Raw genomic sequence first — 16,261 nt, 5'->3', positions numbered from 1 at the left:
CACATTGTTCACCTGATGTATCGAGGCCAGCATGTCTTTTGATCTCGCCGCGCGCCTCGCTGCCCGCCGTGCCGAACACCTTTATCGCCAACGCCCGCTACTGGACAGCCCCCAAGGTCCGGAAGTGGTGGTGGACGGCCAGCCGTTGCTGGCGTTCTGTAATAACGATTACCTGGGCCTGGCCAATCACCCTCAAGTGATCGAAGCCTGGCGCGCCGGTGCGTCCCGCTGGGGCGTGGGCGGTGGTGCTTCGCACCTGGTGGTCGGGCATGCGACACCGCACCATGAACTGGAACAAGCGCTGGCCGACTTCACCGGTCGCCCGCGCGCGCTGCTGTTTACCACCGGCTACATGGCTAACCTCGGCGCGGTCACGGCGTTGGTGGGGCAGGGCGATACGGTGCTGGAAGACCGACTCAACCATGCCTCGTTGCTGGATGCGGGCCTGCTATCGGGTGCGCGTTTCAATCGCTACTTGCATAACGACGCCGAAAGCCTGGCCAAGCGCCTGGAGAAAGCCACCGGCAATACGCTGGTGGTCACCGATGGCGTGTTCAGCATGGACGGCGATCTGGCGGACCTGCCAGCGCTGGCCCGTGAAACCAAAGCCAAAGGTGCCTGGCTGATGGTGGATGATGCCCACGGCTTCGGGCCATTGGGTGCCAACGGCGGAGGCATCGTCGAGCATTTCGGCCTTAGCCAGGAGGACGTGCCGGTATTGGTCGGCACCCTTGGCAAGGCGTTTGGCACGGCTGGGGCTTTTGTGGCGGGCAGTGAAGCGCTGATCGAAAGCCTGATCCAGTTCGCACGCCCGTACATCTACACCACCAGCCAACCGCCGGCCCTGGCCTGCGCCACCTTGAAAAGCCTGGAGCTGCTGCGCACCGAACATTGGCGGCGCGAGCACCTCAACAGCCTGATTCACCAGTTCCGCCAGGGCGCCGAGCAGCTTGGGCTGGACCTGATGGACAGCTTCACGCCGATCCAGCCGATCCTGATCGGTGACAGCGCCAAGGCCATGTGCCTGTCGCAGATGCTGCGCGAGCGCGGCCTGATGGTCACCGCCATTCGCCCACCCACCGTGCCGGCTGGCAGTGCCCGCTTGCGCGTGACCTTGACGGCGGCCCACACCGAGGCGCAGGTGCGGCTATTGTTAAACGCATTGGAAGCGTGTTTGCGCGTATCAAGCAGTTCGGAGCCCGACCATGCGTGACCGACTGATATTGCTGCCCGGCTGGGGCCTCGGCGTATCACCGCTGGAGCCTTTGGCTGCCGCACTGCAAGGCCTGGACGAACACCTGCAGGTGCAGATCGAGCCCTTGCCCGCGCTGGCTTCCAGCGACCTGAATGAATGGCTCGACGAACTCGATGCCACGCTGCCGGACAACGCATGGTTAGGCGGTTGGTCGTTGGGCGGCATGCTTGCCTCGGAATTGGCGGCGCGGCGCGGCGAACGCTGTTGCGGCTTGCTCACACTGGCGAGCAATCCGTGTTTTGTCGCCCATGACGGCTGGCCGAGCGCGATGCCCGCCGAGACGTTCGACGCGTTTCTCGCCGGTTGCCATGCCGACTCCCAGGTCACCCTCAAACGTTTTGGTTTGCTGTGCGCCAAAGGTGCCGAAGACCCGCGTGTGTTGTCACGCTTGCTGGTCAGTGGCGCACCGAATACGCCTTCCAGTGTGCTGATGCCCGGTCTTGAACTGCTCGCCCAACTCGACACCCGCGACGCTTTGCTGGCGTATCGCGGCCCACAGTTGCACCTGTTCGCTGGACTGGATGGGTTGGTGCCCGCCGAAGCCGCCAGCGATCTGCTGGCGCTGCTGCCCGATGTTGAAATCGGCCTGATTGAACAGGCCGGCCACGCTTTTCTTCTGGAAGACCCCCACGGTGTAGCGGGGGCCATCCAGGCTTTTTTGCATGAGTGCGTCGATGACTGATTTATCCCACGCCCCGCTGCCGGGGGCCTTGCCGGACAAGCGCCAGGTGGCGGCATCCTTTTCCCGTGCAGCCGCCAGTTACGACAGCGTTGCTGAGTTGCAGCGGGCAGTGGGCAGCCAATTGCTGATGCGCCTGCCGACCGATATCACCCCGCAACGCTGGCTGGATATGGGCTGCGGCACCGGCTATTTCAGCCGCATGCTGGGTGAGCGGCTGCCTGCCAGCCAAGGCATCGCACTGGATATCGCCGAAGGAATGCTCAACCACGCGCGCCCTTTGGGTGGCGCCGAGCAGTTCATCGCGGGTGATGCGGAGCGTTTGCCGCTTAAAGCGGACAGCGTGGAGCTGATCTTCTCCTCTCTCGCGGTGCAGTGGTGCGCGAACTTCGAAGCGGTGCTCAGCGAGGCCTATCGCGTGTTGCAACCGGGTGGTGTGCTTGCCTTTACCAGCCTCTGCGTGGGCACCCTGGAAGAACTGCGCGAAAGCTGGCGCGCGGCGGATGGCTTGGTTCACGTCAACCGCTTCCGTACTTTCGAGGGTTATCAGCAACTGTGCGCAGCCAGCGGCCTGCGGGTGGTGAGCCTGGAGCAGCGTCCCCATGTACTGCATTACCCGGATGTGCGCAGCCTTACCCATGAGTTGAAGGCCTTGGGCGCCCATAACCTCAACCCCGGCCGCCCGGGAGGGTTGACGGGGCGCGCGCGGATTGTTGCACTGGTGCAGGCGTATGAGCGGTTCCGCCAGGCCCCGGGCCTGCCGGCGACTTACCAAGTGGTGTATGCCGTACTGGAGAAACCTCTATGACCGCTGCCTACTTTATTACCGGTACCGACACCGATGTCGGCAAAACGACTGTCGCTGCCGGCCTGCTCCACGCAGCGCGACAAGCCGGCAGAAGCACCGCCGCCGGCAAGCCCGTAGCGTCCGGCTGCCAGGTTACGCCCAAAGGCTTGCGCAACGCCGATGCATTGGCGTTGTTGGCCGAATGTTCGTTGCCCTTGAGTTATGCCGAGGTCAACCCGGTGGCCTTCGAACCGGCCATTGCACCGCATCTGGCGGCGCGGGAGGCGGGTGTGTCGCTGACGGTGCAATCCTTGCTCAAGCCCATGCAGCAGATGCTGGCGCGAGAAGCGGATTTCACCTTGATCGAAGGCGCAGGCGGTTGGCGGGTGCCACTGGCTGATCAGGCGAACCTGTCGGATTTGGCCATGGCGCTCAAGCTGCCGGTGATCCTGGTGGTGGGCGTGCGCCTGGGTTGCATCAGCCATGCCTTGCTGACCGCCGAAGCCATCGCCCGCGACGGTTTGCAGTTGGCCGGGTGGGTGGCAAATATCATCGACCCCAAGACCTCCCGTCTGGAAGAAAACCTCGCCACCCTGGCCGAACGCCTGCCCGCGCCGTGCCTGGGCCGTGTGCCGAAACTCAAGCACGCCGGGGCTGAGGCCGTGGCGGAGTACCTGCAATTGGACCTGCTTGACTGATTTTGGCTATCGATAAGGCATTATGCCATTAGTGTTTTTGACGGGCGTTTTGCGGGCGACTCTGCTTCAATCAAGGTTCACGATTCTCTAAAGGCAGGCTTACGCCATGGAAATCTCTGGAAGCAGCGCGTTTTATTCGGGCCTGAGCAGCATTCAGGCCGGGCAAAACCGTGTCGACCAGGCCGCCGGTAAAATTGCCAGCGCCGCGACGACCCAGCCCTCGGATGCGCAAAGTGACCGTCTGCAAGCCAATGACCGCGCCCAGCCGTCCAACTCGGCCAGCAACATGGTCGAAATGGCCCAAGGCAAATTCCAAGTGGAGCTCGGTGCAAAAGTCGCCAAGGCTTCGGATGAAATGCTCGGCACCCTGATCGACACCTACGCTTAACCCCCTTCTGTCTTATCCGGTCACTGCAGGAGCGAGCTTGCTCGCTCCTACAAAAACTCCCCATCTCTCCTAAAGTCATGTGTGGCGACCCGCCGCAGGCTTCGCCGTGCGCGCCTTTGATTCATGTCATGACAAACGGCATCCGGACGGCGCTTGACATCCCCAGGTGGTAAACGTATGTTTCAAACACCTGTTTGACCGCCACAACACATCCACGCGGTTGTTCATTCCAGATACATCAGCAGAGGTTTATCGCTATGCCTGACTACAAGGCCCCCTTGCGTGATATTCGCTTCGTTCGTGACGAACTGCTTGGCTATGAAGCGCACTATCAGAGCCTGCCGGCTTGCCAGGACGCTACCCCGGACATGGTTGACGCCATCCTTGAAGAAGGCGCCAAGTTCTGTGAGCAAGTGCTGGCACCGCTGAACCGCGTGGGTGACATCGAAGGCTGCACCTGGAGTGAGTCGGGCGTTAAAACCCCAACCGGTTTCAAAGAAGCCTACAAACAATTCGTCGAAGGTGGCTGGCCAAGCCTGGCCCACGACGTGGAGCACGGTGGCCAAGGCCTGCCGGAATCCCTGGGCCTGGCTGTCAGCGAAATGGTCGGCGAAGCCAACTGGTCGTGGGGCATGTACCCAGGCCTGTCCCATGGCGCGATGAACACCATCTCCGAGCACGGCACCCCCGAGCAGCAAGAGGCCTACCTGACCAAGCTGGTGTCGGGCGAGTGGACCGGCACCATGTGCTTGACCGAGCCACACTGCGGCACCGACCTGGGCATGCTGCGCACCAAGGCCGAACCTCAGGCCGACGGTACCTATAAAGTTTCCGGCACCAAGATCTTCATCTCGGCCGGCGAACACGACATGGCCGATAACATCGTCCACATCGTACTGGCTCGCCTGCCGGACGCACCGGCTGGCACCAAAGGTATTTCGCTGTTTATCGTGCCGAAGTTCCTGCCGAACGCCGACGGTTCCATCGGTGCGCGCAACGCGGTGACCTGTGGTTCCCTGGAACACAAGATGGGCATCCACGGTAACGCCACCTGCGTGATGAACTTCGACGCGGCCACCGGTTTCCTGATTGGCCCGGCGAACAAAGGCCTGAACTGCATGTTCACCTTTATGAACACCGCTCGCCTGGGCACCGCGCTGCAAGGCCTGGCCCACGCTGAAATCGGCTTCCAGGGCGGCCTGAAATATGCGCGTGACCGCCTGCAAATGCGTTCCCTGACCGGCCCGAAAGCGCCGGATAAGGCCGCCGACCCGATTATCGTGCACCCTGATGTGCGCCGCATGCTGCTGACCATGAAAGCCTTCGCCGAAGGCAACCGTGCGATGGTGTACTTCACCGCCAAGCAAGTGGACATCGTCAAATACGGCACCGACGACGAAGCCAAGAAACAGGCCGATGGCCTGCTGGCATTCATGACCCCGATCGCCAAGGCGTTCATGACCGAAGTCGGTTTTGAATCCGCCAACCACGGCGTGCAGATCTACGGCGGTCACGGCTTCATCGCTGAGTGGGGCATGGAGCAGAACGTTCGCGACAGCCGCATTTCGATGCTGTACGAAGGCACCACCGGCATCCAGGCGCTGGACCTGCTGGGTCGTAAGGTGCTGATGACCCAAGGCGAAGCGCTCAAGGGCTTCACCAAGATCGTGCACAAGTTCTGCCAGGCCAACGAAGGCAACGAAGCGGTCAAAGAGTTCGTTGCACCGCTGGCTGCGCTGAACAAAGAGTGGGGCGAGTTGACCATGAAGGTCGGCATGGCCGCGATGAAAGACCGTGAAGAAGTGGGGGCCGCCTCGGTGGACTACCTGATGTATTCCGGTTACGCGTGCCTGGCTTACTTCTGGGCCGACATGGCGCGCCTGGCTGCCGAGAAACTGGCTGCCGGCACCACCGAAGAGGCGTTCTACACCGCCAAGTTGCAGACCGCGCGCTTCTACTTCCAGCGTATCCTGCCGCGTACTCGCACTCACGTGGCCACCATGCTGTCGGGCGCCAACAACCTGATGGACATGAAAGAAGAAGACTTCGGCCTGGCTTACTAAGCCTTACCGGGTTCACTTCAAGAGCCGCTGCTCCCTCCCGGGAGCGGCGGCTTTTTTCGTTTCTGCGTAGGAGCGAGCCCGCTCGCGAAAAAACACAGCGGGCACGCCAGCCCCGACAGAAAGCATTGCAACAAAAAGCTCAGGGAATGCCAGTGGCTGCCGTTACAGTAATGGCAATGTGATATATGCGTGTCAGTTTGTGCTTAACTGTCAACGTAAAGGCACAGTGCCATCATTTTTTGCGGGTCGGAGTTTTACCCTTGTCACGCGTGTCCGCTGTGCGTTTCAATCATTTCCTACCTTCGTTGCTGCTCTTGCTGGCCGGGCTCTCGGCTGCGTACGTCAAGGAGCTCAACGTCTTCTTCACCTCACTGTTCAATGTGTTGCCGACCCTGGTGTTGCTGCTCGGCGGTTCGTATTGCGCGGTGTACCGTCGTCAGCGTGAACTGTTTCTGATGATCACGGTGTACATCGCCTACTTCCTGCTGGATACCCAGACAGACTTCTATCGCGATCACGGTCGCGTGCGTGAAGACGCAGCCGTGGTGTTTCACCTGTGCTGCCTGCTGCTGCCGTTGTTGTTCAGCATCTACGCGCTGTGGCAGGAGAAGACCCACCTGTTCCGTGACTTCGTCGCGCGTGGCGCGGTGTTGCTGGCGATCGGCAGCGTGGCCTTGGCGCTCGAGCAGAGTTATCCCCAGGCGGTGCTGAACTGGTTGGCGGAGATTCGCTGGCCGGCGCTGCATGGCAGTTGGATGAGCCTGATCCAACTGTCGTACCCGATGTTCCTGATCGGCTTCCTGACCCTGGCGGCGCAGTACTGGTACCAGCCGCGCCCGCTGCATGCGGCGCAACTGGTGGGGCTGCTGGGCATGTTCTGGATGTTGCCGCAGACGTTCATCCTGCCGTTCACCCTGAACATCATGTGCAGCCAGGTGATGCTGATGATTGCCGCTGGTGTGGCCCATGAGGCTTATCAAATGGCCTTTCGCGATGAGCTGACCGGCTTGCCGGGGCGCCGCGCACTGAACGAGCGCATGCAGCGGCTGGGACGCAACTACGTGCTGGCGATGAGCGACGTCGACCATTTCAAGCGTTTCAACGACACCCATGGTCATGACGTCGGCGACCAGGTGCTGCGCCTGGTGGCGAGCAAGTTATCCAAGGTCAACGGCGGCGGGCGCGCTTATCGCTATGGGGGTGAAGAGTTCGCCGTGGTGTTCGCCGGCAAGACGGTGGAAGAATGCTTGCCGCACCTGGAGGAAATCCGCGGGATCATCGCCGATTACGATATCAAGCTGCGTAATTCGGACCGCCCTCAGGACGATCATCAAGGCCGTCAGCGCCGTTCCGGCAGTGGCGCATCGAGTGTTTCGGTGACCATCAGCATTGGCGTGGCTGAGCGCCAGGCCGAGCAGCGCACGCCGGAAGAAGTGCTTAAATCCGCGGACCAGGCGCTGTACGCCGCGAAGGGCGCCGGGCGCAACTGCGTGGTGGCCGCCGGGCAAACCCGGCGTGGCGCAGTGCGTATGGAGAGCGCTGCCGGTTGAGTGATGGCGCTGTATTCAGCAGCGCTACAGTGATTGTCCGCGGCAATGCCCGGCAGTAGGTTGAAACCATCTGCTGACGGAGACATTGCCATGCCTGAATACAAAGCGCCCCTACGCGACATGCGTTTTCTGATCGACAACGTGTTTGATTTCCACGGCCATTACGCCGCCTTGGGCGCGACTGACGCCAGCCCGGACATGGTCAGCGCGATTCTCGAAGAAGGCGCAAAATTCTGCGAAAACGTACTCGCACCGCTTAACCGCAGCGGCGACGAAGAAGGCTGCCATTTCGAAAATGGCGTGGTCACTACGCCCAAGGGCTTCAAGGAGGCCTTCGCCCAATACGTGGAAGGCGGCTGGCACGGTGTGGCCGCGGACCCGGCCTACGGTGGCCAGGGCCTGCCGCAGTCACTGGGCCTGGTGCTCAGCGAGATGATCGGCTCCAGCAACACATCCTGGGGCATGTACCCAGGGCTGACCCACGGCGCGATGTCGGCGATCCACGCCCACGGCACCGCCGAGCAGAAAGACACGTTTCTCAGCAAACTCACTGCCGGCGAATGGACCGGCACCATGTGCCTCACGGAAGCCCACTGCGGCACCGACCTGGGCCTGATCAAAACCCGCGCCGTGCCCCAGGCGGACGGCAGTTATGCGGTCACCGGCAGCAAAATCTTCATCTCGGCCGGCGAACACGACATGAGCGCCAACATCATCCACTTGGTATTGGCCAAACTGCCGGACGCACCGGCGGGCACCAAGGGTATTTCACTGTTTATCGTGCCCAAGTTCCATGCGGACTCCGGCGAGCGTAACGCGGTGCACTGCGGCTCGATCGAACACAAGATGGGCATCAAGGGCTCCGCCACGTGCGTGCTGAACTTCGATGGTGCCAAGGGATTCCTGATCGGTGAGGCGAACAAAGGCCTCAACTGCATGTTCACCATGATGAACCATGCGCGGCTGGGCACCGGTATGCAGGGCCTGTGTAACGGCGAAGCAAGCTTCCAGGGCGCGATCAAATACGCCAACGACCGCCTGCAGATGCGCTCACTGACCGGCGCCAAGGCTCCGGATAAAGCCGCCGACCCGATCATCGTGCACCCCGATGTGCGCCGGATGCTGCTGACCATGAAGGCCTTCAACGAAGGCAACCGCGCACTGACCTACTTCACCGCACAGTTGCTCGACACCGCACACCTGAGTAGCGATGCCACCCAGCGCCAGGACGCCGAAGACCTGCTGGCGTTCCTCACCCCGATCTGCAAAGCCTTCATGACCGACACCGGCCTTGAGGTGACCAACCACGGCATGCAGGTTTTCGGCGGTCACGGTTACATCCGCGAATGGGGCATGGAGCAGCTGGCCCGCGACGCACGGATTGCGCCGATTTATGAAGGTACCAACGGCATCCAGGCTCTCGACCTGCTGGGGCGCAAGGTGCTAGGCAGCCAAGGCAAGTTGCTGCGTGGGTTTACCAAGATCGTGCATAAGTTCTGCGCAGCGCATGCCGAGCATCCGCAACTCAAGGCCTATGTGGCGCAGCTCAATCAGTTGAATGGGGAGTGGGGCGAGTTGACCACCAAGGTCGGCATGGCCGCGATGAAGAATCCCGATGAAGTGGGCGCGGCGGCGGTGGATTACCTGATGTACAGCGGCTACGTGGTGCTCGCTTACCTGTGGCTGCGCATGGCGATCGCTGCCGCTGAACAACCGGATACTGATTTTGCCAAAGCCAAGCTCGCGACCTGCGACTTCTACTTCAAGCGTCTGCTGCCACGTACCGCCACCCACCGCGCGGCGGTGGAAGCGGGCAGCGAATGCCTGATGAGTCTGCCTGCGGAGGCCTTTGCGCTGTGATGACTTAAAAATACCGATCAGTCACAAGTGGACCCTATGTGTCTGAAAAGTTGTTCGGGTACACTCTGAGCCTGTAAAACCGACTCTCACCGAATCACTTTTCACGTTCTCACGAGGTTTGCCATGGCTGATTACAAAGCGCCGCTGCGTGATATGCGCTTCGTCCTCAACGAAGTCTTTGAGGTCGCCACCACTTGGGCCCAATTGCCGGCATTGGCAGACACCGTTGACGCCGAAACCGTAGAGGCCATCCTCGAAGAAGCCGGCAAGGTCACCGCCAAATCCATCGCCCCGCTCAGCCGCGGTGGCGATGAACAGGGTTGCCGCTGGGACAACACCGCGGTGTTCACGCCGGATGGCTTTCCACAGGCCTACGCGACCTATGCGCAAGGCGGCTGGGTTGGGGTTGGCGGTGATCCGATCTTCGGCGGCATGGGGATGCCCAAGGCGGTGTCCGCCCAGGTTGAAGAGATGATCAACTCATCGAGCCTGGCGTTCGGTTTGTACCCGATGCTGACATCCGGCGCCTGCGTGTCAATCAACACCCACGCCAGCGAAGCACTCAAGGCGACTTATCTGCCGAAGATGTATTCCGGTGAATGGTCCGGCTCCATGTGCCTGACCGAGGCCCATGCCGGTACCGACCTGGGGATTATCCGCACCAAGGCCGAGCCACAGGCGGACGGTTCCTACAAAGTCAGCGGCACCAAGATCTTTATCACCGGTGGCGAACACGACCTCACCGACAACATCATCCACCTGGTGCTGGCCAAACTGCCGGATGCGCCGGCCGGTCCCAAGGGGATTTCGCTGTTCCTGGTGCCGAAGTTCATGGTCAATGCCGATGGCAGCCTGGGCGCGCGTAACACGGTGAGCTGTGGGTCCATCGAGCACAAGATGGGGATCCAGGCGTCGGCGACCTGCGTGATGAACTTCGACGACGCCGTGGGTTACCTGGTAGGCGAGCCGAACCGCGGTCTGGCGGCAATGTTCACCATGATGAACTACGAGCGTCTGGGTGTCGGTATCCAGGGACTGGCGTCCGGCGAGCGTTCCTACCAGAACGCGATCGAATATGCCCGCGACCGCCTGCAAAGCCGTGCACCGACGGGCGCTCAGGCGCAAGACAAAATGGCCGACCCGATCATCGTGCACCCGGACGTGCGGCGCATGCTGCTGACCATGAAAGCCGCGAACGAAGGTGGCCGGGCGTTCTCCACCTACGTGGCGACGCAGCTGGACATCGCCAAATTCAGCGACGACGCCGCTGCCCGCGAGCGTGCGGATAACCTGGTGGCATTGCTGACGCCGGTGGCCAAGGCTTTCCTGAGCGACCTGGGGCTGGAAACCACTGTGCTGGGCCAGCAAGTATTTGGCGGCCACGGTTACATTCGCGAGTGGGGCCAGGAGCAACTGGTGCGCGATGTGCGCATCACCCAGATCTACGAAGGCACCAACGGCATCCAGGCCCTGGACCTGATGGGACGCAAGATCGTCGGCAGTGGCGGGGCGTTCTATACCTTGTTCGCTGACGAAATCCGTGGGTTCATTGCCTCGTCGGGGACCGAGCTGGCCGAATTCACCAAACCGCTGAGCGCGGCGGTGGATAACCTGGATGAGTTGACCGCCTGGGTGCTGGACCGCGCCAAGACCAACCCGAACGAAATCGGCGCGGCGTCGGTGGAATACCTGCATGCCTTTGGCTACATGGCTTATGCCTACATGTGGGCACGCATGGCCAAGGCTGCGCTGGGCAAGGAATCGGAAGAAAACTTCTACGCCAGCAAGCTGGGTACTGCACGCTTCTACTTTGCGCGTCTATTGCCGCGTATTCATTCGTTGAGTGCGTCGGTAAAAGCCGGCAGCGAATCGCTGTTCTTGCTGGATGAAGCACTGTTTTAAGGGATTGGAGAGTGTGTAAGCATTCTCTTACATGACGTGCTGCTATTCGTCCTCTATCGCCAGATTGGATCCACGGATAATCTACTTCACATGGACGTCGCGCAGGAAGCGCAAAGCAACAACACGGACACGTAGGATTCTGCCAGGAAGGCGGAGTGAAATGGATGTCAGGGAAACAGTCTGCAAAGCCCCGCTTCGGCGGGGTTTTCTTTTGCCCGTGAAAAAGTCAGGCCGGTGCCTGCGGGGCATTCATCACGTCTTCCAGCAAGGTGCGCAGCAACGCCATCGTCGCCTGCTGACGCTGCACATCGCGGCACACCAAGCCGACTTTCAGCGGCACCCTGGGTTCACTCAGCGGTTTCCATAACAGTGACTGGCTGTTGTGTTCGTCCTGGGAACGCCCCGGCAGCACCGTCGCCAACTTCGTGTGGGGCAAGCTGTCGAGAATCCCCACCATGGTGTTCAGCTCCGCCTGTACTTGCGGGCGTCGTCCGAGGTTGGACAATTGGCCCTGCCAGATCTGCCTGACTTGAAACTCTTCCCCCAACAGCAACATGGGCAACTCGGCCGCCTGCTTCAGCGAGACTTTCTTGAATGCCCGCAAGGGATGGTCCTCGGGGATGACCACCTTTAACTCATCTTCATACAACAACACGCCGTGCAGCCCCGGCTGGCGTGGCGGCAGGTAGCTGATGCCAATATCCAGCGAGCCGTTGAGCAGTCGTCGCTCGATCTCAAGCCCCGTCAATTCGTAAATCTGCACCACCAGATGTGGCTGGGCCTTGCGCACACGCTCCAGCATCTGCGGCACCAGGCTGGTGTGCACGGTTTGCAGGACACCGATGGCCAAGGTGCGCATCGCCTGCCCCTTGAAGTTACGCAGTGCTTCAACCGCCTGTTGCATGCCATCGATCAGCGGCAGGGCATGGTTGTACAGTGTGTGCGCCGCCAGTGTCGGCAGCAGGCGCTTGCTGCTGCGCTCGAACAGGCTCACATCCAGGTTCTGTTCCAACTGGCGTATCTGCTGAGACAGCGCCGGTTGGGAGATCGACAGGCGCTCGGCGGCACGGCCTACGTGGCCTTCCTCATACACCGCGACGAAATAACGCAGTTGCTTGAAATCCATAAGGCTTACTTATCGAAAAAGCTGGAAAAACGAAATGGCTGTTGGCCGCTGAGGCGCCTAGTCTAGCGCCTATTCGCAGGGCTTACAGGGCCGAATCGAGCAATGAACAGCGTTTATGTTGATAGGGTTTACATAGGCAAGGCAAAAAACCTCAGGGCCGTTCTGGCGTGCCGCACCGACCAAGGTCCGGTTGCTATTGGAGGTGAGCTATGAATCTGTTCCGTCGCGCTGCGCCGAGCCTGGACGATTTGCTTCTCGAGGCGCCCAGCGAGACGTCTTCCAGCGAGTCCCTGATGCCCTGCGTCGCCCGCCCGCCGCACGTGTTCGTGCGCGGCCAGGGCTCGTGGCTGTGGGACAGCGACGACCGTGCCTACCTGGATTTCAGTCAGGGCAACGCAGCCAACAGCCTCGGCCACAGCCCCCAGGTGTTGATCAAGGCGCTGGCTGACCAGACCCAGGCGCTGATCAACCCCGGCAACGGCCTGCACAACCGCGCTCAACTCAACCTCGCTGAGCGCCTGTGCCATCGCACCGGTAGCGATCAGGCTTACCTGCTCAACAGCGGCGCGGAAGCCGTCGAAGCCGCGATCAAGTTGGCGCGCAAATGGGGCCAGCTGCATCGCGGCGGGGCCTACCGCATTATCAGTGCCAGCGCGGGTAGCCATGGTCGCAGTTTCGCCGCGATGTCGGCATCGGCGGGTGGCCCGGAAAACCGTTTCGAACCGCAGTTGCCCGGCTTCAGCCATGTGCCCTTCAACGACCTGCCGGCGCTGCATGCGGCAGTCGATGCGCAAACCGTCGCCATCCTGCTCGAACCGATCCAGGGCGAAGCGGGCGTCATTCCTGCGACCGAGCATTACCTCAAAGGCGTTGAGCGCTTGTGCCGTGAACTGGGGATCCTGCTGATTCTCGACGAAGTGCAAACTGGCATCGGCCGCTGCGGTACCTTGCTCGCCGAGCAGCAATACGGCGTGCGTGCCGACATCATCACCCTCGGCAAAGGCCTGGGCGGCGGTGTGCCCCTCGCAGCACTACTGGCGCGTGGTAAAGCCTGTTGTTTCGAGGTGGGCGAGTTGGAAGGTACTCACCACGGTAATGCGCTGATGGCGTCGGCCGGCCTGGCGGTACTCGAGGCGGTGCTGGAGCACGGCTTTATGGACCACGTGCGTGAGTCCGGCTTGTACCTGGGCGAGGGGCTGGCCCGTCTGGCCTACCGCTACGACCACGGTCAATTGCGTGGTCACGGCCTGATGTGGGGCCTGACGTTGTCGGATGATTCTGCGGATGCTGTTGTAAAAGCTGCCCTGCACGAAGGCCTGATCATCAACGCCCCGCAACCAAACTGCTTGCGCTTCACCCCGGCCCTGACCGTGAGCAAAAGCAACATCGACGAAATGCTCCTGCGCCTGGCCCGTGCCTTCTCCCGCGTGCGCACCGCACAACTGCAATGCCGCAAGGGCGTCGCCGTTTAACCTCTTCCTGAACCGTCTCGCGGTCTACGCGGCGCCTCCGGCCTGATTCTTTTGGTTGGGGGCGTTTTTTTGCCTGGATGGCCCAACGCCAGATCCCACTGAACCCTCACGAATGGCCAAGGTCGATTAGCTACACGGCTCACACGAGCCGATTTTTGGAGCTTACCCATGGACATCATTCGTATCATCATTGCCATTCTGCTGCCGCCACTGGGTGTGTTCCTGCAAGTGGGTTTCGCCGGTGCGTTCTGGCTTAACATCCTGCTGACCCTGTGCGGTTACTTCCCCGGCATCATCCACGCGGTGTACATCATCGCCAAGCGCTAAGGCCGTCAGCCTTTTGCGATGAGCCGTGAGTTGCGCTCGTTGCGAAAGGCCAATTGCTCGATGGTCTGGGTCGCGTGTTCGGCTTCTTCCCGCGCTTGCAGGATGATGCCGTGCTGCTCGGACTTGCTGCACACCGGGTCGGCATTGCTCGCGTCTCCCGTGAGCATGAAGGCCTGGCACCGGCAGCCGCCGAAGTCCTTTTCCTTCTCGTCGCAGGAACGGCATGGCTCGGGCATCCAGTCGTAACCGCGAAAGCGGTTGAAGCCGAATGAGTCGTACCAGATGTGCTGCATGCTGTGGTCGCGCACGTTGGGAAATTGCACCGGCATCTGTCGGGCGCCGTGGCAGGGCAGGGCGGTGCCGTCTGGCGTTACTGTCAGAAAGATACTGCCCCAGCCGTTCATGCAGGCTTTAGGGCGCTCCTCGTAGTAATCCGGCGTTACGAAGATCAGCTTGCACGGGTGCCCTTCGGCCTCAAGCTTGGCGCGGTATTCGTTGGTGATGCGTTCGGCGCGCACCAGCTGTTCCCGGGTCGGCAACAACCCCACCCGATTGAGCTGCGCCCAACCGTAGAACTGGCAGGTGGCGAGTTCGACGAAGTCCGCCTCCAATGCAATACACAGCTCGATGATGCGATCGATCTTGTCGATATTGTGCCGATGGGTCACGAAGTTCAGCACCATCGGATAACCGTGGGCCTTCACCGCGCGGGCCATTTCCAGTTTTTGCGCGAAGGCTTTTTTCGAGCCGGCCAGCAGGTTGTTCACCTGTTCGTCGCTGGCCTGGAAGCTGATCTGGATATGGTCCAGGCCGGCTTTCTTGAAATCGCTGATCTTCTGTTCGGTCAGGCCGATGCCGGAGGTGATCAGGTTGGTATAGAACCCCAGCCTGCGCGCCTCGGCGATCAGCTCGGCGAGGTCTTGACGGACCAACGGCTCGCCGCCGGAAAACCCCAGCTGTGCCGCGCCCATCTCGCGGGCTTCGCGAAACACCTTGAACCACTGCTCGGTGCTCAGCTCTTTGCCCTGCTCGGCAAAATCCAGCGGGTTGGAGCAGTACGGGCACTGCAGCGGGCAGCGATAGGTCAGCTCGGCCAGTAACCATAGCGGCAAGCCAATCGGCGGTTTTTCAGGCAAGGGTGATCCAGTGCTCTGCACGGGCGACCTCCATGAATTGCTCGATGTCTTCGCCGAGCTCAGGCACGCCGGGGAACTGTTTATCCAGCTCGGCGATGATCGTCGCCACGTCGCGCTCACCGTCGATCAAACCGCCGATCAGCGCAGCGCTGTCATTGAGCTTGATCATGCCTTCGGGGTAGAGCAACACATGGCCCTTTTGCGCGGGCTCGTACTGGAAGCGATAGCCTTGGCGCCAGGTGGGTTTCTTGCTGCGATCAAAGCTCATAGGGTGATCCCTTTATGCCACACACGCTGCTCGGTCACGCTGTGATACGGCGGGCGGTTGAGTTCGTAAGCCATGCTCATGGCATCCAGCATGCTCCACAGGATATCCAGTTTGAACTGGAGAATTTCCAGCATGCGCTCCTGGCCTTCACGGGTGGTGTAGTGCTGCAGGGTGATCGCCAAACCATGTTCCACGTCGCGCCGGGCCTGGCCGAGACGGGTGCGGAAGTATTCATACCCGGCCGGGTCGATCCACGGGTAATGCTGCGGCCAGCTGTCGAGGCGCGATTGGTGGATCTGCGGCGCGAACAGCTCGGTCAGCGAGCTGCTGGCGGCTTCCTGCCAACTGGCGCGGCGGGCGAAGTTGACGTAGGCATCCACCGCAAACCGCACGCCTGGCAACACCAGTTCCTGAGAGCGTAGTTGGTCGGGGTCCAGTCCAACGGCCTGGCCGAGGCGCAGCCAGGCTTCGATGCCGCCGTCCTCACCGGGGGCGCCATCGTGGTCGAGCAAGCGCTGGATCCACTCGCGGCGGATCTCACGGTCTGGGCAATTTGCCAGGATAGCGGCGTCTTTCAGGGGGATGTTCACCTGATAGTAGAAGCGGTTGGCGACCCAGCCCTGGATCTGCTCGCGGGTTGCGCGGCCTTCGTACATCGCCACGTGGTACGGGTGGTGGATATGGTAGAAGGCGCCTTTGGCACGCAGGGCGGCTTCGAATTCAGCGGTGGTCAATGGCGTGTCGGTCATT

At 61.3% G+C, this 16,261-nt stretch carries 15 protein-coding genes; 11 read left to right on the top strand and 4 right to left on the bottom strand.

The features are described from left to right. The first annotated feature begins 31 nt into the window (after positions 1–31). The 9 genes from bioF (at position 32) to AB4N92_RS09595 (ending at position 11,182) form a co-directional block, all read left to right on the top strand. Positions 32–1,213: an 8-amino-7-oxononanoate synthase gene (gene bioF / locus AB4N92_RS09635; protein ID WP_236266826.1), complete on the top strand. Its 1,182-nt coding sequence runs from the start codon at positions 32–34 to the stop codon at positions 1,211–1,213. Beyond that, complete coding sequence (locus tag AB4N92_RS09630; RefSeq protein WP_236266827.1) at positions 1,206–1,937, top strand: alpha/beta fold hydrolase; 732 nt, start codon at positions 1,206–1,208, stop codon at positions 1,935–1,937. Before bioF ends, AB4N92_RS09630 begins: the two co-directional genes overlap by 8 nt. After that, a complete protein-coding gene (gene bioC / locus AB4N92_RS09625) occupies positions 1,930–2,742 on the top strand; it encodes a malonyl-ACP O-methyltransferase BioC (RefSeq protein ID WP_010207019.1) in 813 nt (270 codons plus the stop codon). Before AB4N92_RS09630 ends, bioC begins: the two co-directional genes overlap by 8 nt. After that, complete coding sequence (gene bioD, locus AB4N92_RS09620) at positions 2,739–3,419, top strand: dethiobiotin synthase (protein ID WP_010207018.1); 681 nt, start codon at positions 2,739–2,741, stop codon at positions 3,417–3,419. The genes bioC and bioD overlap by 4 nt, the downstream gene beginning before the upstream one ends. Before the next feature lie 106 nt (positions 3,420–3,525). Next, positions 3,526–3,807 carry a hypothetical protein gene (locus AB4N92_RS09615; RefSeq protein WP_010207017.1) on the top strand — a complete coding sequence of 94 codons (282 nt, stop codon included), beginning with the start codon at positions 3,526–3,528 and terminating at the stop codon, positions 3,805–3,807. Between the two features lie 257 nt (positions 3,808–4,064). Next, on the top strand, positions 4,065–5,870 hold the full coding sequence (locus tag AB4N92_RS09610; RefSeq protein WP_010207016.1) for a phenylacyl-CoA dehydrogenase: 1,806 nt from the start codon (positions 4,065–4,067) through the stop codon (positions 5,868–5,870). Positions 5,871–6,130: 260 nt separating this feature from the next. Further along, a complete protein-coding gene (locus AB4N92_RS09605) occupies positions 6,131–7,420 on the top strand; it encodes a GGDEF domain-containing protein (protein ID WP_010207015.1) in 1,290 nt (429 codons plus the stop codon). Between the two features lie 90 nt (positions 7,421–7,510). Next, positions 7,511–9,280, top strand: coding sequence for an acyl-CoA dehydrogenase C-terminal domain-containing protein (locus AB4N92_RS09600; RefSeq protein ID WP_010207014.1), 1,770 nt, complete (start codon positions 7,511–7,513; stop codon positions 9,278–9,280). A gap of 123 nt (positions 9,281–9,403) precedes the next feature. Further along, positions 9,404–11,182: an acyl-CoA dehydrogenase C-terminal domain-containing protein gene (locus AB4N92_RS09595; protein WP_236266828.1), complete on the top strand. Its 1,779-nt coding sequence runs from the start codon at positions 9,404–9,406 to the stop codon at positions 11,180–11,182. A 226-nt stretch (positions 11,183–11,408) separates the two neighbouring features. Here the strand turns inward: AB4N92_RS09595 and AB4N92_RS09590 are convergent, their stop codons facing one another. After that, complete coding sequence (locus tag AB4N92_RS09590) at positions 11,409–12,308, bottom strand: LysR family transcriptional regulator (protein WP_010207012.1); 900 nt, start codon at positions 12,306–12,308, stop codon at positions 11,409–11,411. Positions 12,309–12,517: 209 nt separating this feature from the next. Here AB4N92_RS09590 and AB4N92_RS09585 point away from each other — a divergent pair, with 209 nt between their 5' ends. Continuing rightward, entirely contained in the window at positions 12,518–13,780 is a 1,263-nt protein-coding gene (locus tag AB4N92_RS09585; protein ID WP_236266829.1) for an aspartate aminotransferase family protein, read from the top strand. Positions 13,781–13,948: 168 nt separating this feature from the next. Beyond that, positions 13,949–14,107, top strand: a complete 159-nt coding sequence (locus AB4N92_RS09580; RefSeq protein WP_010207008.1) for a YqaE/Pmp3 family membrane protein — start codon at positions 13,949–13,951, stop codon at positions 14,105–14,107. Positions 14,108–14,112: 5 nt separating this feature from the next. Here the strand turns inward: AB4N92_RS09580 and pqqE are convergent, their stop codons facing one another. The 3 genes from pqqE to pqqC are packed head-to-tail and all read right to left on the bottom strand — an operon-like array spanning position 14,113 to position 16,260. Continuing rightward, positions 14,113–15,243: a pyrroloquinoline quinone biosynthesis protein PqqE gene (gene pqqE / locus AB4N92_RS09575; RefSeq protein WP_010207007.1), complete on the bottom strand. Its 1,131-nt coding sequence runs from the start codon at positions 15,241–15,243 to the stop codon at positions 14,113–14,115. Continuing rightward, positions 15,236–15,511: a pyrroloquinoline quinone biosynthesis peptide chaperone PqqD gene (pqqD, locus tag AB4N92_RS09570; RefSeq protein WP_069672914.1), complete on the bottom strand. Its 276-nt coding sequence runs from the start codon at positions 15,509–15,511 to the stop codon at positions 15,236–15,238. The genes pqqE and pqqD overlap by 8 nt, the downstream gene beginning before the upstream one ends. After that, positions 15,508–16,260: a pyrroloquinoline-quinone synthase PqqC gene (gene pqqC / locus AB4N92_RS09565; protein WP_010207005.1), complete on the bottom strand. Its 753-nt coding sequence runs from the start codon at positions 16,258–16,260 to the stop codon at positions 15,508–15,510. Before pqqC ends, pqqD begins: the two co-directional genes overlap by 4 nt. Position 16,261 lies beyond the last annotated feature (1 nt).

Source organism: Pseudomonas sp. S3_A09, from assembly GCF_054668065.1.
This window is presented reverse-complemented; position numbering and strand designations above follow the sequence as displayed.

Excerpts from the sequence above, each read along its gene's own strand:
- bioF (WP_236266826.1), top strand. The coding sequence starts at position 32 with ATGTCTTTTGATCTCGCCGCGCGCCTCGCTGCCCGCCGTGCCGAACAC.
- AB4N92_RS09630 (WP_236266827.1), top strand. The coding sequence starts at position 1,206 with ATGCGTGACCGACTGATATTGCTGCCCGGCTGGGGCCTCGGCGTATCA.
- bioC (WP_010207019.1), top strand. The coding sequence starts at position 1,930 with ATGACTGATTTATCCCACGCCCCGCTGCCGGGGGCCTTGCCGGACAAG.
- bioD (WP_010207018.1), top strand. The coding sequence starts at position 2,739 with ATGACCGCTGCCTACTTTATTACCGGTACCGACACCGATGTCGGCAAA.
- AB4N92_RS09615 (WP_010207017.1), top strand. The coding sequence starts at position 3,526 with ATGGAAATCTCTGGAAGCAGCGCGTTTTATTCGGGCCTGAGCAGCATT.
- AB4N92_RS09610 (WP_010207016.1), top strand. The coding sequence starts at position 4,065 with ATGCCTGACTACAAGGCCCCCTTGCGTGATATTCGCTTCGTTCGTGAC.
- AB4N92_RS09600 (WP_010207014.1), top strand. The coding sequence starts at position 7,511 with ATGCCTGAATACAAAGCGCCCCTACGCGACATGCGTTTTCTGATCGAC.
- AB4N92_RS09595 (WP_236266828.1), top strand. The coding sequence starts at position 9,404 with ATGGCTGATTACAAAGCGCCGCTGCGTGATATGCGCTTCGTCCTCAAC.
- AB4N92_RS09590 (WP_010207012.1), bottom strand. The coding sequence starts at position 12,308 with ATGGATTTCAAGCAACTGCGTTATTTCGTCGCGGTGTATGAGGAAGGC.
- AB4N92_RS09585 (WP_236266829.1), top strand. The coding sequence starts at position 12,518 with ATGAATCTGTTCCGTCGCGCTGCGCCGAGCCTGGACGATTTGCTTCTC.
- AB4N92_RS09580 (WP_010207008.1), top strand. The coding sequence starts at position 13,949 with ATGGACATCATTCGTATCATCATTGCCATTCTGCTGCCGCCACTGGGT.
- pqqD (WP_069672914.1), bottom strand. The coding sequence starts at position 15,511 with ATGAGCTTTGATCGCAGCAAGAAACCCACCTGGCGCCAAGGCTATCGC.
- pqqC (WP_010207005.1), bottom strand. The coding sequence starts at position 16,260 with ATGACCGACACGCCATTGACCACCGCTGAATTCGAAGCCGCCCTGCGT.